General features: G+C 73.4%; 21 protein-coding genes. 11 read left to right on the top strand and 10 right to left on the bottom strand.

What is annotated here, in order from left to right:
* Positions 1–74: 74 nt before the first annotated feature.
* Positions 75–692 carry a class I SAM-dependent methyltransferase gene (locus ACZ4UX_RS05955; protein ID WP_465705756.1) on the bottom strand — a complete coding sequence of 206 codons (618 nt, stop codon included), beginning with the start codon at positions 690–692 and terminating at the stop codon, positions 75–77.
* Between the two features lie 406 nt (positions 693–1,098).
* A complete protein-coding gene (locus ACZ4UX_RS05950; protein WP_329486024.1) occupies positions 1,099–1,329 on the bottom strand; it encodes a hypothetical protein in 231 nt (76 codons plus the stop codon).
* A 277-nt stretch (positions 1,330–1,606) separates the two neighbouring features.
* Here ACZ4UX_RS05950 and ACZ4UX_RS05945 point away from each other — a divergent pair, with 277 nt between their 5' ends.
* Entirely contained in the window at positions 1,607–2,314 is a 708-nt protein-coding gene (locus ACZ4UX_RS05945; RefSeq protein ID WP_465705755.1) for a hypothetical protein, read from the top strand.
* Between the two features lie 68 nt (positions 2,315–2,382).
* Here the strand turns inward: ACZ4UX_RS05945 and ACZ4UX_RS05940 are convergent, their stop codons facing one another.
* From ACZ4UX_RS05940 to ACZ4UX_RS05920, 5 genes are all read right to left on the bottom strand, one after another.
* Entirely contained in the window at positions 2,383–4,542 is a 2,160-nt protein-coding gene (locus tag ACZ4UX_RS05940; RefSeq protein WP_465705754.1) for an acyltransferase family protein, read from the bottom strand.
* 281 nt (positions 4,543–4,823) lie between these two features.
* Positions 4,824–4,991 carry a hypothetical protein gene (locus ACZ4UX_RS05935; protein WP_465705753.1) on the bottom strand — a complete coding sequence of 56 codons (168 nt, stop codon included), beginning with the start codon at positions 4,989–4,991 and terminating at the stop codon, positions 4,824–4,826.
* A 281-nt stretch (positions 4,992–5,272) separates the two neighbouring features.
* Positions 5,273–7,018, bottom strand: coding sequence for a glycosyltransferase family 2 protein (locus ACZ4UX_RS05930; RefSeq protein WP_465705752.1), 1,746 nt, complete (start codon positions 7,016–7,018; stop codon positions 5,273–5,275).
* 180 nt (positions 7,019–7,198) lie between these two features.
* Entirely contained in the window at positions 7,199–7,768 is a 570-nt protein-coding gene (locus tag ACZ4UX_RS05925; protein ID WP_465705751.1) for a GNAT family N-acetyltransferase, read from the bottom strand.
* Between the two features lie 131 nt (positions 7,769–7,899).
* Positions 7,900–9,327, bottom strand: coding sequence for a phytoene desaturase family protein (locus ACZ4UX_RS05920; protein ID WP_465705750.1), 1,428 nt, complete (start codon positions 9,325–9,327; stop codon positions 7,900–7,902).
* A gap of 289 nt (positions 9,328–9,616) precedes the next feature.
* On the opposite strand from ACZ4UX_RS05920, the gene ACZ4UX_RS05915 reads away from it, so the two are divergent.
* From ACZ4UX_RS05915 to ACZ4UX_RS05870, 10 genes are all read left to right on the top strand, one after another.
* Complete coding sequence (locus tag ACZ4UX_RS05915; protein ID WP_465705749.1) at positions 9,617–10,519, top strand: lysozyme; 903 nt, start codon at positions 9,617–9,619, stop codon at positions 10,517–10,519.
* A gap of 606 nt (positions 10,520–11,125) precedes the next feature.
* Positions 11,126–11,644: a DUF6879 family protein gene (locus ACZ4UX_RS05910; protein WP_465705748.1), complete on the top strand. Its 519-nt coding sequence runs from the start codon at positions 11,126–11,128 to the stop codon at positions 11,642–11,644.
* Complete coding sequence (locus ACZ4UX_RS05905; protein WP_465705968.1) at positions 11,641–12,492, top strand: helix-turn-helix domain-containing protein; 852 nt, start codon at positions 11,641–11,643, stop codon at positions 12,490–12,492. The genes ACZ4UX_RS05910 and ACZ4UX_RS05905 overlap by 4 nt, the downstream gene beginning before the upstream one ends.
* 342 nt (positions 12,493–12,834) lie before the next feature.
* Positions 12,835–13,008, top strand: coding sequence for a hypothetical protein (locus ACZ4UX_RS05900; protein WP_359837504.1), 174 nt, complete (start codon positions 12,835–12,837; stop codon positions 13,006–13,008).
* Between the two features lie 115 nt (positions 13,009–13,123).
* Entirely contained in the window at positions 13,124–14,050 is a 927-nt protein-coding gene (locus ACZ4UX_RS05895; RefSeq protein ID WP_465705747.1) for a hypothetical protein, read from the top strand.
* Positions 14,051–14,089: 39 nt separating this feature from the next.
* Positions 14,090–15,331, top strand: a complete 1,242-nt coding sequence (locus ACZ4UX_RS05890) for a tetratricopeptide repeat protein (protein WP_465705746.1) — start codon at positions 14,090–14,092, stop codon at positions 15,329–15,331.
* Positions 15,332–15,675: 344 nt separating this feature from the next.
* Positions 15,676–16,047 carry a PRC-barrel domain-containing protein gene (locus ACZ4UX_RS05885; RefSeq protein WP_329486032.1) on the top strand — a complete coding sequence of 124 codons (372 nt, stop codon included), beginning with the start codon at positions 15,676–15,678 and terminating at the stop codon, positions 16,045–16,047.
* Positions 16,048–16,165: 118 nt separating this feature from the next.
* Entirely contained in the window at positions 16,166–16,438 is a 273-nt protein-coding gene (locus ACZ4UX_RS05880; protein WP_329486033.1) for a hypothetical protein, read from the top strand.
* A gap of 185 nt (positions 16,439–16,623) precedes the next feature.
* The gene (locus ACZ4UX_RS05875; RefSeq protein WP_465705745.1) at positions 16,624–17,580 is read left to right on the top strand and encodes an NHL repeat-containing protein; all 957 of its coding nucleotides are present in this window, start codon (positions 16,624–16,626) and stop codon (positions 17,578–17,580) included.
* 182 nt (positions 17,581–17,762) lie between these two features.
* The gene (locus ACZ4UX_RS05870) at positions 17,763–18,413 is read left to right on the top strand and encodes a DUF3995 domain-containing protein (protein ID WP_465705744.1); all 651 of its coding nucleotides are present in this window, start codon (positions 17,763–17,765) and stop codon (positions 18,411–18,413) included.
* Positions 18,414–18,484: 71 nt separating this feature from the next.
* Here ACZ4UX_RS05870 and ACZ4UX_RS05865 read toward each other — a convergent pair whose 3' ends face one another.
* From ACZ4UX_RS05865 to ACZ4UX_RS05855, 3 genes are all read right to left on the bottom strand, one after another.
* A complete protein-coding gene (locus tag ACZ4UX_RS05865; RefSeq protein WP_465705743.1) occupies positions 18,485–19,933 on the bottom strand; it encodes a WGR domain-containing protein in 1,449 nt (482 codons plus the stop codon).
* A 181-nt stretch (positions 19,934–20,114) separates the two neighbouring features.
* Positions 20,115–20,399, bottom strand: a complete 285-nt coding sequence (locus tag ACZ4UX_RS05860; protein WP_465705742.1) for a hypothetical protein — start codon at positions 20,397–20,399, stop codon at positions 20,115–20,117.
* An 87-nt stretch (positions 20,400–20,486) separates the two neighbouring features.
* A complete protein-coding gene (locus ACZ4UX_RS05855; RefSeq protein ID WP_465705741.1) occupies positions 20,487–20,903 on the bottom strand; it encodes a hypothetical protein in 417 nt (138 codons plus the stop codon).
* Positions 20,904–21,052 lie beyond the last annotated feature (149 nt).

The raw sequence follows: 21,052 nt of genomic DNA, 5'->3' as shown, positions 1-21,052 counted from the left end.
GTTCACCCCCGGCTCGGGCCGCATCGGGGGGTGAACCGTCCTGCCGCCGTCCGAGCAGCGGATGCCCGGCGGCCTCAGCCCTCCCCGGCGCCTGTCCGTTCGAAGGCGAGCAGGGTCCAGGTCACGCCCGGGCGGGCGTGGAGGTCGGGACGGGTGACGTGGGTCAGCAGGGTCAGGCCGTGCCGGTCGGCGAGCGCGACGGTCTCGTCGGCCGGGACGTCGAACATCCGGCGGCCGGGCGGGACGGGGCCGTGGCGGAGGGAGAGCATCACCCGACCGGCGGGCGCGAGCAGACGGGCGAGCGCTGCCATCGCCAACACACGCTCCCGGTCGGCCAGATGCATCCAGACGGCGGTCAGCAGGACCAGGTCGAAGCGCTCCTCCGAGGCGGTGACGGCAGCCGCTTCGGGCAGCGCGTCGTCCACCCAGCGGATGTCGCTGTCGGCGTGGATCCGCTGCCCGATCCGGCGCAGCTCCCCGGTGGGCTCGGCGGCGACGACCCGGTGGCCGAGGGCCGCGAGGGCGGCCGCGTCCCGTCCGGTGCCGGCACCGAAGTCCAGGACGGTGCTCGGCGCCCCGGGGAAGAGGTGCAGCAGTTCGCGGTGGACCTGTTCGAAGGTCACCTCCTCGTACTGCACGGCGAGTTCCGCCGCCGCCTCGGCGTAACCTGCGGTGCCGGCCGGTCGGTTCACGTGCCCCCCTGATGTGTCGGACGGCTGCGGTCAGGCCGGATCGCCCGCCACCGCCGGGGCGATCTTCCCCCGATTGCCGCAGCGCTCCAAACCGCGCTTCTTCGCTTCGGCGGCCACCACCGGCGCGAACGCCCGGCAGGCCCGAAACAGGTGCGGCCCGCATGCACTCACGCCCCAGCGCCGGTCACCCGCAGCACCCCACACCCGCAGCACCCCACGGCCGCAGCACCGCGCATCCGGAGCACCTCCTCCACCGCGGCGTCCTCCGAATGGGCGGCTGATCCGACGACAGCGCGCGCCCCTCCCCCACCGCTCACTCCGCCCTGCTGCCGCCTCCGCACCGCCGACCCCGCCACCGGCCGCCCGCCGGCCCGCCCGACGCCCGGGGCCCGGCGACGCCCGTCCCTCAGGCCTCGCCGGCGTGCCAGGCCGGCCACTGCCAGGGCCGGTCCACCCAGTGCACACGGGACTCGTCGCGTGGATCGAGGTCGGGGAAGAGCTGGTGGATCCGTGGCTCGAACTCCTCCGGGGCCAGCGGCTCCCAGCCGTGGCCCTCGAAGTGGACCAGGCGGTAGCGGCTGTCGGTACGGAACTCGGCGACCTCGACCAGGGGCTTTGACGTGCTGTTCGTTTCCATGCCCCCAGCATGTGGCGGACCTCCGCCGCCCGCACCCGGGGTACGGCCGGCAGCGTACAGCCGGGACGGAGTGCGGAGCGAAGTGCGGAACGGACGGCGCGACAGAACCCTCTTCCGGGTCATGTCCCGCCGTCGGCGCGCTCGTTGAGTACGGCGAACGGGTCGCCGGACGAGGCGGACGGACCGCACCGGGATCGAGGTCGACCCGGGCGGTGGACCCGGCAGTGGCGCAGCGGCGATTCGGCGGCGGCGAATTCGGCAGCAGGAGGACGAGGGCATGAGCGGGCAACCCGGCGATGGACAGTGGCAGTGGCCGACGCAGGCGTGGGAGCCGCCACCGGTACCCGCCGCGCCCCCGGTCGCGTCGCACGTCGCACCCCCGCCCGCCGCACCCGTGCCGCCCCCGGCCAGGCCGCGGTCCCGCCGGGCGTGGGCGGCAGCGGCCGCCGGGATCGGCGCCGTGCTGGCGTCCGTCCTGGTGATGTGCGGGCCCGGATCGGGCGAGGAGTCGTCCGGCGTGGTGGCCTTCCCCGGTACGTCCCCGTCGCCCTCGCCCTCGCCGTCGGTGCCCGCGGTCCCCGACCTGCTGCCGGTACCGGCCCCGCCGACCACCACCGCCCCGGCCTCGGCGGACGCGGCTCCGGGCGGCGCCGCGGGCCCGACGGCCACCGCCGGCACGGCATCCGAGGCCTCGCCGGGGGCGGAGCGGGCGGGAGTGGACGGCGCGCCGGGCGCGGCACGCTCCGCCGCCGCCCGGGCGAGGCAGAGCCGGACGCCCCGCCCGGCCCCGGCCCGGAGCCCGGAGGCCCCGGGGGCCGGCGGGTCGGCGCCCGCGGGGCCGTCGGCCACCGCGGGGACCCCGGGTGCGAGCGGCGGCGGACCGGCCACGACCGGCGGCGGCTCGATCTGCGACCAGGCCGAGCGCTTCGGCCGCTGGCCCGCCGGCTCGGAGCAGGCCAGGCTCTGCCACAACATCTACGGCTGACCGGTCGCCCCAACGATCTGTCCCCGACAGCCCGGCCCGCCACCACTCCCGGGGCCGGGCCGGGTGCCTCACCCCGCCGGCAGCAGCCCCTTGTCCAACCGGGGCGCCAGCACCTTCGCCAGCGTGTCGGTGATGTGCCCCGCGTCCCGGTAGAGCACCACCCCCTCCAGGACCGCCGGGCAGTCCGGGCCGGTCCCGGGGCAGAGCAGCGGCCCGAGGTCCAGCACCCGGACGCGGTAGCGCTCGGCGAGCCCACCCGCGAGCAGCGGGTCCTGCTCGAAGGCCGTCTCCCGGGGGAAGAAGCAGGCGTCCGAGCGGCCGTCGGAGGCTGCCAGGCAGGTCGGGATGTCCTTGCCGGGCATCGGCGTGTCGCCCAGGTAAGCGAGCGGCGCGCCGATGGCCGAGAGGCGGTCCAGCGTGCGGCTCCAGCCTTCGGCGCGCTCCGGCCCGCTGCCGTACCGGTTGAGGCCGGCCATCACGATCAGCCGTGGCTTGGGACCGGTGGCCAGCCGGGTGAAGGTGTTCTCGCGCCAGCGGTCGCACTCGTCGAAGGTCCGGCCGAGGACGTTGTTGCGCACGGTCAGGGTGGCCAGTGGGCAGCCCGGCTTGACCAGCACCTCCAGGGCCCAGTTCCGCTGCTCGGCCAGGGCGAGCGCGCCCGAGATCCACTGGCCCGCGTGCGAGTCGCCGATCAGCACGATCCGGTCGGGGCTGTCCTCGGCGCCGAACAGGCAGCGCGGGCTGTTCTCGGCACCGAGCGGGATCTCGCAGCCGTGCCCCGGGGGGAAGTCCTCGCGGGCCCGGGCCAGCGAGGGCGTCAGGCTCAGGACCCGGCTGCCGGGGGCGAGCAGGGCGGGGCCGTCGACCGCGCCGGCCGGGACGGCGATCGGCCCGGTGGTGTCGCCGAGGGCCCGGACGGTGCCGCCGCCCAGGGTCAGCCCGGCGATCAGCGGGATCACCAGCGCGCTGGCGCCGACCGCCAGGCCCCGGCGAGGGGCCGGGCTGCTGCCGTAGCGCAGCGGTTGTTCGACCAGCCGCATGGTCAGCCAGGCCGGGACGGCGCTCGCCGCCGTGAGCGCGACCAGGGTGGTCCAGGGCAGCGCGCCGTAGCGGGCCTGGGCGATGGTGAGCACCGGCCAGTGCCAGAGGTACCAGACGTAGGAGAGCCGGCCGGCGGCTCGCAGCGGACGGGCCGCGAGCAGCCGGCCGACGTCGGTGGCGCCGAGCGCGCGGTGCGCGGGTCCGGCGAGCAGCACGGCGGCGGTGCCGAGGACGGGCAGCAGGGCGGCGCTGCCGGGGAAGGGGGTGTTGCGGTCGTACCGGAGGACGGCGACCACGACCGCCGCCGCGCCGGCCCAGCCGAGCAGACGCAGGGCCCGGCCGACCGGCCGTCCGGAGCGGCCGGCCCGCGGCAGCCACCCGGCGAGGGCCGAGCCGAGCATGGCGGCGCAGGCGCCGGCGGCGAACTCCCAGAGCCGGCTGGCGGTCGAGAAGTAGCCGAGCGGCGCGGAGCCGGCCGTCCAGCGGATGCAGAGCAGCAGCGAGACGCCACCGATCGCGGTGGTCACGACGGCGATCACGGCGGTGCGCCGGCGGCCCCTCAGGTAGCGGGCGAGGCCGAGCAGCAGCACGCCCCAGAGCAGGTAGAACTGGTTCTCCACGCCGAGCGACCAGAAGTGCTGGAGCGGGCTCGGGTCGCGCTCGGCGCCGAGGTAGTCGGTCTGCTGGCCGACGAACCGCCAGTTGGCGAACTGGCCGGCCGAGGCGATCAGGTCCCGGGCCAGGTCGGTGCCGCGCAGCGGGTCGAGCAGCGCGCCGCCGGCCAGTGCGGTGGCGACCAGGACGACCGCGGCGGCGGGCAGGATCCGGCGGGCACGGCGGGCGGCGAAGTCCCGGAGGCCGATCGGTCGGGCCAGCAGCAGGCCGGTGATCAGGAACCCGGAGATGACGAAGAAGATGTCGACGCCGACGTAGCCGCCGGTGAAGGCCGGCACGGCGGCGTGGAAGGCGAGGACGGCGAGCACGGCGACGCCGCGCAGTCCTTCGATGTCGGGGCGGAAGGCCGCCCGCTTCCGGGGCTCCTCGGCCGGCTGCGCCTGCGCCGCCACGGCGGTGCCGGCTGCCGTCAGCAGCACGAGGTCGGCCGCCGGGTCGGGGTCGGCGGCCGCACCGCCGGCACTCGGCGCGGCGGCGGTGGCGGAGGCGGCAGTGGCGGCGGTGGCGAACACCGAAACCGCAACCGGCTCACGAACACGATCCGGGACAGCAACAGGAACAGGAACAGGAACAGCAACAGGGACAGGAACGGGAACGGCGCGCGGCGGTTCGGCGTTCGGTGGTACGGCCGTTGACACGGCGGGGCTCCTTGCAGGGCTGGCAGCGGCGGTTCGGGGGCCGCGCGGCCGAGTGGGGCGGCCTGGCGGGTGAGGTCGTTCCGCGCCGGTGGGGCGACGCGCAAGGGCGGCAAAGGAAGTCAACTAACTTACAAAGTCAGCTCATTGATGGAACATCAGAAGAGCAGCGGGTCCGCCCAGCCGGAGGCCAGCAGGCCGCACAGCAGCAGGACGGCGGTGACGGCGACGGCCTCGGCACGCCCGAAGCGCAGATCGGCGGCCGCACCGCCGGCACTCGGCGCGGCGGCGGTGGCGGAGGCGGCAGTGGCGGCGGTGGCGAACACCGAAACCGCAACCGGCTCACGAACACGATCCGGGACAGCAACAGGAACAGGAACAGGAACAGCAACAGGGACAGGAACGGGAACGGCGCGCGGCGGTTCGGCGTTCGGTGGTACGGCCGTTGACACGGCGGGGCTCCTTGCAGGGCTGGCAGCGGCGGTTCGGGGGCCGCGCGGCCGAGTGGGGCGGCCTGGCGGGTGAGGTCGTTCCGCGCCGGTGGGGCGACGCGCAAGGGCGGCAAAGGAAGTCAACTAACTTACAAAGTCAGCTCATTGATGGAACATCAGAAGAGCAGCGGGTCCGCCCAGCCGGAGGCCAGCAGGCCGCACAGCAGCAGGACGGCGGTGACGGCGACGGCCTCGGCACGCCCGAAGCGCAGATCGGCGGCCGCCCGCTCGGCGGCGGTTCCCCGGACGGTGCCCCCGTCCGCGCCGGTGGCGCGTCGAACGGGCGCGGCGACGTCGCCGCCCTTGCCGCCGCGCAGCAGCGGCCAGAGCGACCGGACGAGCGGGATCATCGTGTGGGCGGTGAGCCCGAGCAGCCCCACCAGCGCCCAGTACGGCTGCCAGCCGTGCAGCGCGACGGCCCGGCCGAGACCCACGGCCCCGGCGACCACGACCAGGCCGAGCCAGCCGACCCCGATCCGGGCGACCGCGCGGGCCAGCGCGCTGCCGCCGGAGACGGCACCGGTGGGCACCCAGTCGGCGCTGCGGCGGCGCAGCGCGTGCGCGATGGCGACCACGTGGCAGAGCCCGCCGAGGAGTTGGACGCGGGTGACCTCGAAGCGCCAGCGGGTGCGGGACATCGCGGGCAGCAGGACGAGGGCGACCCAGATCGGCGGCAGGAACGGCAGGACCTGCCAGGGCTCGATCTCGTCGGGCGCGAAGAACAGCATGATCAGGGCCGGCAGCGGGATGGCGAAGACGTTCACCGCGCTGGTCAGGTAGCCGAGGATGCCGTTCCAGAAGCAGAGCCGGGCCGAGCGGCTCAGCGGCCCGCTGCGGAAGCCGGGATCGCCGACCAGGGCGAGCGAGCCGAGGCACCAGCGGTACTGCTGGCTGATGAAGGCGGGCAGGCCGGTGGGCGACATGCCCTTGGCGACCAGCGCGGGGACGTAGCGGGTGGTCCACCCGGCGCGCGCCAGCGAGAGGCCGGTGTAGAGGTCCTCGCTGTGGTCGATCTCGGCGAAGCCGCCGACCCGCTCCAGCGCGGCGCGCCGGTAGAGCGCGTTGGTGCCGCAGCAGACGGTGCCGTCCTGGGCGTCGCGGGAGGGCTGGATCCAGCGGTAGAAGATCTCCTGGGTCGCGCCGGCGGCCCGCTCCAGCCACGACATGTCCGGGTCGGTGTCGAAGCACTGGGGGCTCTGCACGATGCCGACCTCGGGGGTGTCGAGGTAGGGCACCAGGTGGTGCAGGAAGTCGGGGCGCGGGCAGAAGTCGGCGTCGAGGACGGCGATGATGTCGCCGGTGCCCTCGGCCAGGCCGTGGTTGAGGTTGCCGGCCTTCTTGAACCGGCCCCGGTCGGGCCGGGCCCGGTACTGGAAGCCGTAGGACTCGGCGAGTTCGCGCACCTCGGGGCGGGCGGCGTCGTCCAGGACGAGGACGGTCAGCGCGCCCGGCCAGCGGACGGCGGCGGTGTGGCGGTAGGCGTTGTCCAGCACGGCCAGCGGCTCGCCGGCGGTGGGCAGCAGCAGGTCGACGCCGGGGTGGCGGGCGGGCTGCCAGGCGCGCAGCAGCAGGTCGTGCGAGTCACGGGTGAACCGGCGCGCCCGCTGGCCGTCGGCGAGGGAGAGCACCCAGGTCACGGCGTTGAGGACGGTCAGCACCAGGAAGGGCCAGAGCAGCGGCCGGCTGAGTGCGAAGAGGCCGAGCGTGACGGTCGCGCCGGTGTAGGAGAGGGTGGCGCAGAGCAGCACCCAGCGGCGCTGCGGGCCGAAGTACCAGTAGAGCTCCTGATCGTCGGGTGGGCTGGGCAGTCGCAGCGAGTCGTCCGCGACGGCGAGGCGCGGACCGGTGTCGGATGCGGGCATGGCGGTGCCATGGAGTACGGGCATGCGGAGATGGCCCCCCTGGGCTCGGACGGAACGTGGCCGTTCGTTCCGCCAGCCTCTCACATTGGCCTAGACCAATAATGAACGAGGTGTGACATCTCCACATCGCCGCAGGTCAGCACTTTGACATTGCGTCATCGCACTGATGGAACGTCATCATTACTGCTCGGTAAGGTCCTTCACCAGCTTCTCGAACCGCAGGTCGGGGCGGCGCGGGACGCCGAAACGCTCGTCGCCGTAGGGGAACGGCGAGTAGACGCCGGTGCGGTGGAAGCCCCGGCGCTCGTACCAGGCGATCAGGTCGGCACGCTGCTCGATCACCGTCATCTCCAGCTCGACGGCGCCCCACTCCCGCGCGACGAACCGCGCGGCCTCCTCCAGCACGGCCCGCCCCACGCCGCCGCCCTGCCGGCCGGGGCTCACCGAGAACATGCCGAAGTAGGCGGTCGGGCCCCGGTGTTCGAGCTGGCAGCAGGCGACCAGTTCGCCGGCCCGCTCGACGAGCAGCACCACGCCGTCGGGGTGGGTGACGGCGGCGGTGACGCCCTCGGCATCGGTGCGCTGGCCGTCCAGCAGATCGGCCTCGGTGGTCCAGCCCGCCCGGCTGGCGTCGCCGCGGTAGGCGGACTCGACGAGGGCGAGCAGCGCGGGCACGTCGGCCACGGTCGCGATACGGAAGTCGAGGCTGTCCGCCTCGGGCCGGGCGGTGTCCGGGGTGGTCGCGGGCACGGTGGTCCTCTTCTCATCGGTAGGGCGGCGGCCGTTCGGGTGCCGACTCAGGCATCGTGCCACAACGGCACCGCACCCCCTGGCGGCCGAGGCCGCCGCCGCGCCCCGGCCCCGACGGAGGCGCCCCCGCCTCACCCGGGCCCACCGTGCGGCACGGCGCGCAGGGCGGCCCGGGCCGCGTTGGCACCGCACATGCCGTGCACCCCGGCGCCCGGCGGGGTCGCCGCCGAGCAGAGGTAGACGCCCGGAATGCCCGTGTCGTACGGGTGCGGCGCGGTTCTCGGACGCAGCACCGTCCGGACCGGACCGTTGGCGCCGGTGCAGATGTCCCCGCCGACGTAGTTCGGGTTGCGGCTCTCCAGCCCCCCGGGGCCGGTGGCGACGGAAGCGAGGATCCGGTGCCGGAAACCCGGTGCGAACCGCTCGATCCCGGCGACGAGCAGGTCCTCGACGTCACCGGGGTAGCCGTGCGGCACGTGCGCGTAGGCATGGACGGGGTGGACGTCGCCGGCCGAGCGGTCCGGGTCGGCGAGGTACTGCTGGGCCACCACCAGGAACGGGCGCTGCGGCATCCTCCCCCGGGCCACCTCCCCCTCGGCGAACGCCACCTCCTCCAGCGTGCCGCCCACGTGGACGGTGCCGGCCCGACGGCAGTCCGCGTTGCGCCACGGGATGCCGCCCGCCACCGCGAAGTCCACCTTGAAGGCCGCCGGCCCGTGCCGGTAGCGCAGGTACGCGCGCCGGACGGGGCGCGGCAGGGCGGGCCCGCAGATCGCCGCGGCCGCGCGGGGGGCCACGTCGAGCAGGACGACCGGGCACGGGCGCAGCTCGGCCAGCGAGGTCACCCGCACCCCGGTCTCGATCCGGCCGCCCAGCTCGCGCAGCCGCCCGGCCAGGGCCGCCGTGATCGCGCCTGAGCCGCCCTCGGCGACCGGCCAGCCGCGGTGGTGCGCGGCTGCGATCAGCAGCAGTCCGGCCGCGGAGGTCAGCGGCCGGTCCAGTGGCTGGAAGCTGTGCGCCGCGGACCCGGCGAACAGGGCGCGGGCCCGTTCGGTGTGCCAGCGGCGGGCGAGCACGGTCGCCGGCAGGAGGGCCCGGCTGCCGAACCGGGCGAGCCGCACCGGGTGGGCGGGTACCCGGACGATCGGGCGCAGGGTGTCCTCGGCCAGCTCGTCGAAGCCTTCCGACAGGTCGCCGAACAGGCGCAGCCAGGCCGCGCCGTCCGACCCCAGGGCGCGGGCGGTGGCGCGTACGGACCGTCCGGCGGTGACGGCGTCGCCGTTGTCCAGCGGGTGGGCCAGGTCGACCTCGGGCAGCCGCCAGCGCAGGCCGTGGCGGGCGAGGTCGGCGGAGCGCAGGAACGGCGAGGCGATCCCGAAGGGGTGCACGGCGGAGCAGTGGTCGTGCAGCACCCCGGGGAGGGTGGCCTCACCGCTCCGGGCGCCGCCGCCGATCTCCGCCGCCGCCTCCAGGACGGTGACGGCCAGGCCGCGTTCGGCCAGGGTGACGGCGGCGGCGAGGCCGTTGGGGCCGGAGCCGACCACGATCGCGTCGCTCATCACCGGACCTCCCGTCGAGGTGCCGCCGCGCCCTCCGGGTCACGGGACGGCGGTTCGCGAACCCACGATGCCAGCCTGGCGGACGGCCCGGGCCGGCGCACCCGCTGGCGTAACCGTCGGGCCGGGCCCGACCGTGCCGCGGCCACCCGGGGGCCGCCCCCACGAGGTGTCCGGGCCTCTGGCCACCCTGGCGGGTACATGGCTACTCTGCTCTCCGTCCGGGTCAACTCCCGGGCACCAGAGGCCTCATGGGCCCTCACCGGACCATCACCGGATCAGAGGAGTGTTCATGCTCAGCACGTCCCGCTCCGCAGGCCCCACCGGTACCGCCGCACCCTCGAAATCCCGCCGTCTACCCCTCCTGGGCGCACTCGCCGCAGCCGTCGCACTGGTCACCGGCGTGACCGCGCCGGCCTACGCGGCCGAGCCCGGGCCCGCCCCGACCACCGGCGGGCAGGCGGACCGCCACCTGCCCGCCCTCCACCCCGAGCTCGACTTCGCCGGCTCCACCGTGGCCGCCCACGAAGGAAGAGCGAGCACCGCGGGCGTCGCCGCCCTCGCCGCCACCCAGACCCCCGGGCTGGACGTCTCCAGCTACCAGGGCAACGTCAACTGGGCGTCGGTGAAGGCGAACGGCGCCCGCTTCGGCTACGTCAAGGCCACCGAGGGCACCACCTACACCAACCCGTACTTCACCCAGCAGTACAACGGCTCCTACAACGCCGGCCTGATCCGCGGCGCCTACCACTTCGCCCTGCCGGACCGTTCCTCCGGCTCCGCCCAGGCCACCTGGTTCGTCAACCACGGCGGCGGCTGGTCCCGCGACGGCAGGACCCTGCCGCCCGCCCTCGACATCGAGTACAACCCCTACGGCGCCACCTGCTACGGCCTCGGCCAGAGCGCCATGGTCAGCTGGATCCGCTCCTTCAGCGACACCGTCCACGCCCGCACCGGCCGCTACCCGACGATCTACACCACCACCAACTGGTGGTCCCAGTGCACCGGAAACAACGGCGGCTTCGGCACCACCAACCCGCTCTGGCTCGCCCGCTACGGCTCCACCGTCGGCACCCTCCCGAACGGCTGGGGCTACCAGACCTTCTGGCAGTACGCCGACTCCGGCACGTTCCCCGGCGACCAGAACCTCTTCAACGGCGCCTACGACCGCCTCCAAGCCCTCGCCAACGGCTGACCCACCGCACCCCACCGCGGGCTCCCGCCACTTCACCACGGCGGGAGCCCGCTGCCCCGGCGGGCGACGGTCGGGAATTCTCTCCGCCCGCGGGGCTACCCCTGGCACGCGATCTCCGACTCGGACTCGATCCGCTCGCCGACCGCATCGCCGATATCCCTGGTCACGGCCGAGCCAGGGCTGTCGGCCCCTGGCCACTGCAAAGAGCACCGCCCTGCCCTCGACCACGAGCTCGCCACGGGCCGACGGCCGCGCACCACGGAGACCACCCTGTCGGGCGTCGGGACGAGCAAGTTCGAGCAAGTTCATGGCACGGGTGGCGACCTGTACGGAAAGATCGTCCGAGGCAATCGGCTCCGACCTGCCAGGAGGCCCACCATGGCTTTGCACAAGCTCGGACAAGACCCCGACAGTCCCGAAGGCAAGTCCCCGACAGTCCCGAAGGCAAGTCCCCGACGGTCTACTTCGACGACGCGACGGGCAACTACGTCCTCCAGGGCTGGAAGGTGCTCGACCCGGAACGTCTCGCTCTGATGGACATCCCCGGGCACGAGACGGTGATCGAATTCCCCAGGCGGATGATGCAGTTCTTCCCGGAGGTGAACGGTGGCAGCAGTTCCATCGCTTGAGGACCTGCTTCGGACCTGTACCCGCTCAGCTCTCCATCTGGAGATGCGCGACGGATACATGCGGGACGACCCCCTGTTCCTCCGCTGGCTCAGCGGCCGACGCGACGACCCCGCCGACCGGCCGTCGTGGTGGAGCCCCTGGTTGCAGCTCATGGAGGAGACCACGAGCCGCGGCGTCGATGTGCTGCGTGCGCGGGTCGTCTCGGAGCCGGTGAGCGAGTACATCCGGTTCGAGCACGAGATCACGTTCCGGAACGTCGGCTCCGGCGAGCAGGTCAGGTGGCTTCCCCGTCGACAGACAACCGGCCTGGCGCTTCCGGGCAACGACTTCTGGCTGATCGACGGACAGCTTCTCGTGGTTCACCACTTCAGCGGTGATGGTGACTTCGTGGACGACGAAGTCACCACTGATCCGCAGGCCGTGAGGCTCTGCGCCTCCGCCTTCGAAGCCGTCTGGGATCGGGCGGTCCCGCACGAGGACTTCCGGTTGCGCTGACCGTGTCCGCGTCGTCCAGCATTCAGCAAGCCAAGCAGGCCCTCGGCCAGCGTCTGCGCGACATCCGGAGAGACTCCGGACTCAGCGCGCGGGCGCTGGCCATAGCTGCGGGATGGCATGAATCGAAGTGTTCCAAGATCCAGAGCGGCCGGGTGACGCCGACCGAGTCCGACCTACGCGCCTGGACCGCCATCTGCGGCGTCCCGGATCAGGCCGCAGACCTCATCGCGACGGCCCGGAACATCGAGGGAATGTACGTCGAATGGCGGCGCCTGGAGCGCGCCGGCCTCAAACGTGCACAGGAGTCAGTGCGCCCTCTCTTCGAGCGCACACGGAGATTCCGGATGTACCAGTCATGGGTCGTCCCCGGACTGCTCCAGACGGCGGCCTACACGCACGCGGTGCTGAGCACGATCGTCTCATTGCGCGGTACTCCCGACGATGTCGACGCCGCTGTCACCGTGCGAATGGAGCGCCAGAAGGTGCTGCACACGGGAGATCACCGGTTCGCCGTTCTGATCGAGGAGTGGGTGCTGCGAACCGTCATCGGCACCCCGGACATCTTGGTCGGCCAGCTCGGCCACCTCATCACCGTCGGCTCGCTCCCGTCGGTCAGCCTTGGAGTGATTCCCCTCGGTTCGACCAGAAACGCCGGCTGGCCAGTTGAGTCCTTCACTGTCTACGACGACACCCAGGTGAACGTCGAACTCGTCTCCGCCCACCTCACCATCACCCAGCCGGCCGAGATTTCGGAGTACGGCCAGGCGTTCTCCGATTTGGCCAGAATCGCTGTCTACGGTGCCGATGCGAGATCGCTCATTGCTGGAGCCATCAACGCGCTCGGGTGAATGCGAGCAAACTCAGGCAAGTTCGTCGACCGCACACCGCGCTTCTCCCTACCGTCTCTCAGTGCCACCAGACGTCCTGAGACGGAGGGAGCGCCGCCATGGCAATCAGTCCGGGGAGTCCTCGGGTCGCCCGCGCCCGCAACCCCCGGCGCCATGCCGCGCCCGACAGGCGGACTCCGCACTCATCGCCTCAGGCCGCTTCCAGCCGAGTCTCGCGCCCTCGGGCGCCCACACGCTCCCGGCCCGCCGGAAAGGGTCTTCTGCCGGGCCGGGGCCGCACCACCCCGCACAGCTGTCCGCCCACCCCCGGGCGAGCGGAGGCCAACCCGATTGGAGAGGCACATGAGTATCGCCACCAAGCTTGGTGATCCGGAGGTCACCAACCTCACCCATCGTTCGGACCAGAGCGTCCCCGACGGCGACTTCGTCCCGCAGACGGTCGTCAACACCCTGACCCGCCGCCTGGACCACTCGGTCCCGGACGGCGACTTCGCCCCGGTCGCCACCGAGGTCTGACCTCAGCCTCCAACCGATTCAGGTTGGTTGACGACACAGGCGGGTCGGCGAGAGGTGCTCTGCCCTCCCGGCCCGCCGATCCCAGCCGCACACACCCGATCAAGGAGAGTCCGCAGTGAAGCCCGCCATCACTGACCGTGTTCCCATCGGCTCCTTCTTCGACCTCGACCGCAAGGACCCGAACCTGATCCGGCTCCGTGAGCAGGGTGCGGAGATGGCGCTCCCGTTCGTTCTGATGGAGTGTCTGGTCAAGTCGGGCACCCCCTACGCGGAGCACGCCCTCTCCCTGCGCAGCGAACACGTGACCGTGGCCGGGACGTCGTTCGACTGGTACGACGCCGCACTCCCCGACGAGATCGCCAACGAGATCAACTTGGCGGACTACCAGATCGCCGAGCACACCGACGAGCGCCGCACGATGCTCACCCGGGCTCTGGACCACCTCTCCCTGGCCCACCCCGAGGACTTCGACCGCGTACGCGAGTTCGTCCGGGGCCTGCTGTGGGTGGTTCGTAAGCCCGGGGTCCGCGTCTCCTCGCTCACCAGCTCCAGCGACCCCGCGCTCCCGTACGTCATCGTGTTCTCCGACAAGGCGTCCCACCACATCCCTCCGAACACCGTCAGCGATCGGTCCTCTTACCTCTACCTGGCCGAGAACCTGCTGCACGAGGGCACCCACCAGTCGGTCAGCTTCCACATCCTCCAGCACCAGGTCTTCGCCACGGGGTACTCCTCCCAGACCTCCCCCAAGATCGAGATCAGATGGCGGGCCGGTCAGAGCGAGGACCGCAACCGGTACTGGGAGATCGACCGGGCCTTCCATGCGACCTGCGTCTACAACCAGCTGCTCCGGTTCCGCCAGGCCGAACTGCGCCGCGACGACCTCATGCCCGCCGAGCGTGCGACCTTCCAGAGCGCGTACAACGAGGGGCTGACAGCCGTGCGCTACCTCATGCGCGAACTCGAACTCCTCACCGAGCACTTCACCCCACACGGAATCGAACTACTGGCTGACCTTCGCCACCGCACCCACCACCTGTAGAGCCACGCTGAACGCAGCTGAGCGACGGACGGAGGTCACGTGCTGGATCACCTCATCACCCACGACGACAACCTGCGGATGGTACCCACCGACCGGAACGAGCTGACTGCGGCAGTCGGCCACCTCCAGGAGGAACTGCGGGCCCTGCCCGAAGGGAGCGACACGGCCCGTGCCCGGGTCCTGACCCGGTGGATCGGCATCGCTCAGCTGTGCCTGGGCCACCACGACGAGGCCCGGACGTCCCTCCGGCAGTCGCTCGAACTCGCCGTGATAATCGGCAACAGCAGGGCCGTCGTCGCAACCGGGCTCAATCTCGGCGATGCGCACCGCTATGCCGGAGACGTCCGAGGCGCGGACGCGCTGTACCGCAGCGCCCTGAGTACCGCCCGCTACCATCACCCGGAACTGATGGATTTCGCGCTCCAGCACACCGGCAAGCACCTGATGGAGTGCGGCGACCCCGCAGGCGCGCGGGCCCACCTTCAAGAAGCGCTGCGGCTCCGGATCGCCAAGGGAGACGCCGAGCTCGTCAAGTCCACACAGGCTGCACTCGAAAGAGTGGAACTGCTGATCAGCCAAGCCGGCGCATCGGCGACCGGCCACGCCGTCCCCGGCCAATGGAGCCGCCAGTGGACCGCCTGGCTGCAGTCCCGCATCACGACCCGGACGCCGCGCCGGTGGGCACAGGATTTCCCGACAGTCCGGTACGCCGTGGCCGGGCTCACCGCGCACCAGCGTGTACACCCCTGCCATCTGCGCGACCAGTCGTTCCCCTCCGCGCTGCTCACCGCGATGGCGGAAGAGGCCGAGAAGGCCGTCGCCGCCGACGGCTACCTCCACAACGGGAAGTGGAACGCCGCCACCCTCGACGCCGTGAGCCTTTTCGTCGGGCAGGTGGATCTCGCCAACGTCGTGTCGCGCTCCAGCGGTCTGGCAGTCGAACCCCCACACACCGCCGTGTACATCGCCTACGCGGAGGGACAGCGACTCGACTTCCATCTGGACGAGTTCGGCTTCGGCGAGGCCAACCTGATTCTGTGCCTCAAGCACGAGCGGCCCGCTGAGCTGCCCCGGGCCAGCACCAGCGTGTTCCTCACCGCCGACAGCTACCTCGAATGCGACCTCGCCGCAGGTGACTGCGTCGTGTTCGACGGCGCGCTCACACCGCACGGCCGTACCCCCCTAAGCGCCGGGGAGAGCGTCACCCTCGTCTGCTTCGGCTTCCGCGCGCGCGAGCAGGCTTCGCGCACGGTCACGCACCTGCCGCCGGTCCCCTCCTGACGGGCGGCACTCGGCCGCCCCGAAAGCGCCCCCGCACCACGATGCGCCCCCCTGTGCGGCCACGCCGGCACCTGATGGTGGCCGACGCCGGCACACCGACCGACGAGCACCGCGTTCTCCCGAGCAAGTGCGCCGTGCGGCCGGGCCCGGACCAGCCTTTGAGATTGGGCCCGGCTGCGGTACGTCCTGCTGGCCGAACCCAACGGCCGGCCGACCGCTGCCGAACTGGCCGGTTTCCTCTGATTTCTCCCCCACCCCGCATGAACCCGGCGAGGCGGGGCAGTCGGGGTGGCGAGCGCCGCCGGGGCATTCCCGGCGCAGCACACCGTGCGGAAGGGAGAGTCGTGAGCAACGACGTCAACATCTGGGAGTTCCGCTCCACCTCCGGCTACGTCACCGGGTCCGACCTCGTCGACTTCCGGGTGGAGGCCGTGGACGGCCACATCGGCAAGATCGACAAGCTGTCCGAGCAGGCCGACGCCCGGTACCTGGTGGTCGACACCGGGCCGTGGATCTTCGGCAAGCACGTCCTGCTGCCCGCCGGCACCGTGGTCCAGGTCGACTTCGAGGAGCGCAAGGCGTACGTCGACCGGACGAAGGACGAGATCAAGAACGGGCCGGAGTTCGACCGGGACCGACACGACCACGACGACACCGACTACCAGGAGAAGTACGCCGGGTACTACGGTCCCTTCTACGGCGGACCGGCGATCTGACCCGCCCACCCGTACCCGCGGGTTGACCCGGCCGCGAAGCCCGGCCGGCACGGACGAGCCCGGGCGGCCGCCCCCGACACCAGGGGGCGGCCGCCCGGCTGTACAAGGGGAGGCAGGAATGGCGGAGATCCTCGGGGCGGACGGGCACACCGTGGACCTGACGGGCTACCGGGTCGAGGGGCCCGACGGGAAGATCGGCCGGGTGGACCGGCACTCGGACTACGTCGACGAGCGGCACCTGGTCGTCGACACCGGCTTCTGGGTGTTCGGCCGGGAGGTGATGGTCCCGATGAGCGCGGTCACCGCCGTCGACGAGGACCGCCACACCGTGCTGCTCTCCCTCTCGCACGCCGAGATCGACCGCCTCTACCGCACCGAGACCTCCGGCTGACCCGGCCGGCGGGCCCGGGGCCCAGGGCAGACGGCGGCGCTCCCCCGAACAGGGGCGGCCCGAGCGGGGGATCTCCCGGTGGCACGGCGGCGCAGCACCGGGGTCGGGCCACCGGGCGTGCTCTGCTGGCGGCAGGACCGCGAGGTCCGTCCCCGCCGCACTCCCGAACGTTCGAGGAGAACCCCATGCCCCGCCGCCTCGCCGGACTGCTCGGCACGGCCACGGCCGCCTCCGCCGCCCTCGCCCTGCTGGCCGCCACCCCGGCCGTCGCCGTGGCGCCGCCGCTCACCGCGCCCCGGATCATCGCCCACTTCGACCTGGCCCAGGGCCTCCAGCCGGAGAACATCGCCCTCGAACCGGACGGCTCCGCCGACCTCACCTTCTCCTTCGCCCGCGCGATCGGCCGCGTCGACCCCGACGGGAACCTCACCCTCGTCGCCACCCTGCCCGCCCCCGCGGACCCGAACACCCCGGTGCTCGGCGCCGCCGTCGTCAGCGGTATCGCCCGCGCCCACGACGGCACCCTCTACGTCGGGTACGCGACCGGCACCGCCGATCTGACCGGGATCTGGCGGCTCTGCCCCGGCGGCGCACCCGAACGGATCTCCGCCTTCCCGGCGGACAGCCTCCCCAACGGCCTCGCCCTCGACGAGCGCGCGGGCCTCCTCTACTCGGCCGACTCGGCGCTCGGCGTGATCCGCACCGTCCCCGTGGCAGGCGGCGACCCGACGGTCTGGTCCGACGACGCGCGGCTCAGGCCCACCGCGGCCTTCGGCGCCAACGGCCTCAAGCTCCACCACCACGCCGTCTGGGTCGGCAACACCGACACCGGCACCCTTCTGCGCATCCCGCTCGGCCGGAACGGGACCGCGGGCCAGGCCGAGGTCCGCGCGACCGGTCTCCCCGGGCTGGACGACTTCGACTTCGCGGGGCACGGCGACGACGTGATCGCGGCCCTCAACAGCGGCAGCGAGGCCGCCTACATCGCGGCGGACGGGACTCATCACACCGTCCTCACCGGTGCGGACGGCCTCTCCAACCCCACCTCGGTGGCCGTCCGCGGGGACACCGTCTACGTCCCGAGCGCGGCGTACTTCACCCGGACCGACCCCAACCTGCTGCTCGCCACGGTGGAACGGTAGCGGTCGGCCGGCGGCCCGGACAGGCCCGGGCACGCCCCGCACGGACCCCGCACGGACCCCGCACAGCACCGCCGGAAGACGGCTCAGCCGGGAGACGGCTCGCCCGGAAGTAGCTCGCGCGGGGGATGCCGATCGTCTCCGGGGAGGACGCCTCCTCGCCCCGGCCGCGCCACGGTGGAGCCATGACGATCAAGCACTGCGGGCCCGGCCCGATCCGGCCGGACCTGCGTCGGACGCCCCTACCGACCTCGGGCCGGAGGCCGGCCCCGGGCCGGCGGCCCACCCCGGACGGGTGGCCCGGGGCGGTCGCCGCGGCATGGGGGCTGCTGTTCGCGGTACCCAGCTTCGTCTGGGCTGCGGGCAGCACCCTCGGTGCCCGGTCGACGGTGTCGCCGTCCCTGCTGGAGCTGGCCGACGACCGGGTCACCTGGTTCGTGGCCGTCCTGTGGGTGACCGGATTCCTGAAGCTCTTCGGGGCGCTGCTGGGCGTCGGCCTGACCCGCCGGCGCGGCGGGCGGACCAGCCGCCCCCTGATGCTCTGCGGCGGCGGAGCGGCGGTGCTGCTCCTCTGGCACGGCGCTCTGTTCGTGGCCCACGGCGTGCTGGTGGAGGCCGGGGCGCTCACCCCCGCACCCGACCTGGTCGGGCTGACCCGCTGGTACCTCTACCTGTGGGGGCCGTGGTTCGTCGGCGGAGGCCTGGCCTTCGCCGCCGCCACCACCCGGTACGTCCGCCGCCACGAGGACCGGCGCGGGCTGCGGCGCTACGGCGCCGCGGGGGCGCTGGGCGCGTTGCTCCTGTCGTTGGCGTCGACCGTCACCGGGATCGGATGACGACGGTCGCGCGGCCACCGGCCACGCGACGGTCCACGACGGCTCGGCGGGGGCGAGCCCCCGCCCGCCGGTCACAGCAGGCGCTTGATGTCGCCGCGCGCCCGGTAGAACCCGCCGTTGCCCGACTCCAGCACCTCCGCCACCACGTAGCGGGCCCCCGGCACCCGGATGTCCTTGGGGAACTGCACCCGGCGGTTCCGGTCGTACCCGGCCGACACCACCCGCACCCGCACCCGGGTGCCCTCCTGGACGCACTCCACCTCGATGCCCCCGGCCGCACCGGCCGAGCCGGCCACCACCACCTCCAGCTCGGCGCCCGCCACCGCCGCCTGCCACCCGCTGCCGTCCACCTCGGCGGCCTGCGGCACCTGGCCGCCCTCGGCCGCCCGGACCGCCTGCTCGCTCGCGTCCAGGCAGGCCAGCGAGCCGTCGGTGGTCACGATGTAGAGCCGGCCGTCGCGGTACTGCATGCTGTAGGCCGAACCGCAGCCCGTGCCGAGCTTCCACAGGCGGGTGCCGTCCGCGGCGAAGCAGTAGACCGAGGAGTGGTTGTCCCCGGCGAAGACGTACCGGCCGTCGGGCGAGGACGCGCAGGAGAACACCGCGGCGTCGCAGCGGTAGCGGGCGGCCTCGGAGCCGTCCGTCTTGCGCAGCCGGTGCACCCAGCCGCGCGAGGTGCCGGCGAACACCTCGTCGCGCTCCTGCCAGCCGAACAGCACCTCGCCCTCGGTCGGCGTGTGCCAGACCGGGTCGCCGCTGCGGGCCGCGTAGCGGGCGACGCCGCGCGAATGACCGTGGAAGACGCCGTCGTCGTCGCAGCGCACCATCCAGCCGTCGGTGCCGGTGGCCTTGCGACGCCACTGGAACTCGTCCTCGTGGTCGACGGTGGTGATGCCGCCGCGCGCGTCGGCCACGCCGAGCACCCCGTCGTGGATGTCCAGCCAGTAGATGTCCACGTCCTCGGCGATCTCGTACGCCACCCGCGGCACCTTGCCGCCCAGGTCGTACACCTTGCCGTCGTCGCACCCGGCGTAGATCCACCAGTCGTCGGCCACGATGCACTTGACCCCGTCCGGCAACCCGTACCGGCCGGTGACCCGCCCGTCGTGGGTGAGGGTGTAGACGTCGCCGCGCTCGTTGCCGACCCAGGCGTGCTCCTCCCCGACGAAGATCCCGAACGCCGCGGCGCCCGAGCTGAAGCGCCACAGGACCGGCGCCTGACGGGCCGTCGACCCGCTGCTGACGATCGCCCGGCGGGTGACCGCCCGTCGCTGCCGCACCCCGCGCACCGCCGGGGCGTAGCCCTTGCGGACCTTCTCCCCCAGCTTCTTCGCCGCGGCGGCGGCCGCCTTCTCCACCGTCGGGTAGGAGGTGGTCTTCTCCTGGCCGCTCTCACCGATCCGCCCGTACCTGACCGTCACGACCACGCCGGCGACCCGGACCTCGTAGAACTTGTGCGCGCTGCCCGCGTCCTCGGACAGCTCCAGATAGGTGACCTGCTCGTCGGCGGCGACTGGCATGGCAAGGGCCCCTTTCGGGCGACGTCGGAAGCGTCGTCGCACGGGCCGTACCCGCCGACACCGCACAAGCTAGCCACTGCCACCGACAACGCGACGGGCAGCCCCGCCCACGGCCCCGCGGCCGGGCTCCACGGGCGGCGGCCGTACCGACGGACGGCCGCCGCCCGGGTCGTCCGGCGGCTCAGCCCAGCCGGGCGGCCAGCCGGCGCAGGGCAGAGGAGAGGGCGGACGGCCGGGTCGACGAGCGGGCCGACGGCCGGCGCCGCGCCCGGTCGGTGTCGCACGCGGTCGGACCGCCGCCGAACTCCTCCGCAACGGGGGGCAGTTGCTCGGCGGACGAGGCGGACGAGGCGGACGGGGCGGACGGGGCGGACGCTGTCGGCGTGGCGGGCAGGGCGGGCGTGGTGGTGCGGCAGGCCTCGGCGCGCACCAGCGCGCCCATGGCGGTGTAGACGTCGAAGGGCATGGTGGATCTCCTGCGGTGTGAACCCGACGGTGGACACGGCGGAACCGCGCGGGGGCCCAGGACCCCCGAGCACGGCCCCGGGGCCGGTCAGCAGCGCAGGACGGTCCCTCGCCCGGCCCCGTCGGGGCGGGCGGGATCGGTGCCGGGACGGCCCGCGGCGCGACCGGGCGGGGCGCCGGCCACGAGGCCGGCCACCGTCCGTGGCGCCGGGGGCAGCAGGCCCGGCAGCGGAGCCCGGCTGTGGTGGCCCGCCCGGTGGGTGGAGGCGGTGCCCGAGGTGCTCCCGTGGTCGCGCCGGCGTTCGCCGGGCTCGGGGCAGGTGTCCGGGTCGAGCGGCACGGCGGGCGCGGCGGGCGTCTCCTGGGCCGTCACACAGCGGTCCAGGGCGAGGCGGTGGAGGGAGTCGACGGTCCCGGCCCCGGTCAGCAGGGCGAGGACGGCGGCCAGCAGGATCGCGAGCACGCAGCGGGTCGCGACGTCACCGTGCCGAACCGTACGCCCCATCCGCGCCCTTCCGAACGACCCCCGTCGTCCAGCTAACCGCCGCCTCCGCCCGACACCCGCCCGCCCCACCCGATGGAGTGAAGGACTTCACTCACCCGGCGGATCCCGACGGCGGGCAGGGGCGCGACCCGGCGGCGGCCGGACCGGCC

This window comes from Kitasatospora sp. NPDC028961 (assembly GCF_055564815.1).
This window is presented reverse-complemented; position numbering and strand designations above follow the sequence as displayed.

What these genes read in the sequence shown, in the direction of transcription:
- ACZ4UX_RS05865 (WP_465705743.1), bottom strand. Translation starts at nt 19,933, where the DNA reads ATGCCAGTCGCCGCCGACGAGCAGGTCACCTATCTGGAGCTGTCCGAG.
- ACZ4UX_RS05900 (WP_359837504.1), top strand. Translation starts at nt 12,835, where the DNA reads ATGAGTATCGCCACCAAGCTTGGTGATCCGGAGGTCACCAACCTCACC.
- ACZ4UX_RS05855 (WP_465705741.1), bottom strand. Translation starts at nt 20,903, where the DNA reads ATGGGGCGTACGGTTCGGCACGGTGACGTCGCGACCCGCTGCGTGCTC.
- ACZ4UX_RS05915 (WP_465705749.1), top strand. Translation starts at nt 9,617, where the DNA reads ATGCTCAGCACGTCCCGCTCCGCAGGCCCCACCGGTACCGCCGCACCC.
- ACZ4UX_RS05950 (WP_329486024.1), bottom strand. Translation starts at nt 1,329, where the DNA reads ATGGAAACGAACAGCACGTCAAAGCCCCTGGTCGAGGTCGCCGAGTTC.
- ACZ4UX_RS05880 (WP_329486033.1), top strand. Translation starts at nt 16,166, where the DNA reads ATGGCGGAGATCCTCGGGGCGGACGGGCACACCGTGGACCTGACGGGC.
- ACZ4UX_RS05945 (WP_465705755.1), top strand. Translation starts at nt 1,607, where the DNA reads ATGAGCGGGCAACCCGGCGATGGACAGTGGCAGTGGCCGACGCAGGCG.
- ACZ4UX_RS05875 (WP_465705745.1), top strand. Translation starts at nt 16,624, where the DNA reads ATGCCCCGCCGCCTCGCCGGACTGCTCGGCACGGCCACGGCCGCCTCC.
- ACZ4UX_RS05930 (WP_465705752.1), bottom strand. Translation starts at nt 7,018, where the DNA reads ATGCCCGCATCCGACACCGGTCCGCGCCTCGCCGTCGCGGACGACTCG.
- ACZ4UX_RS05860 (WP_465705742.1), bottom strand. Translation starts at nt 20,399, where the DNA reads ATGCCCTTCGACGTCTACACCGCCATGGGCGCGCTGGTGCGCGCCGAG.
- ACZ4UX_RS05920 (WP_465705750.1), bottom strand. Translation starts at nt 9,327, where the DNA reads ATGAGCGACGCGATCGTGGTCGGCTCCGGCCCCAACGGCCTCGCCGCC.
- ACZ4UX_RS05870 (WP_465705744.1), top strand. Translation starts at nt 17,763, where the DNA reads ATGACGATCAAGCACTGCGGGCCCGGCCCGATCCGGCCGGACCTGCGT.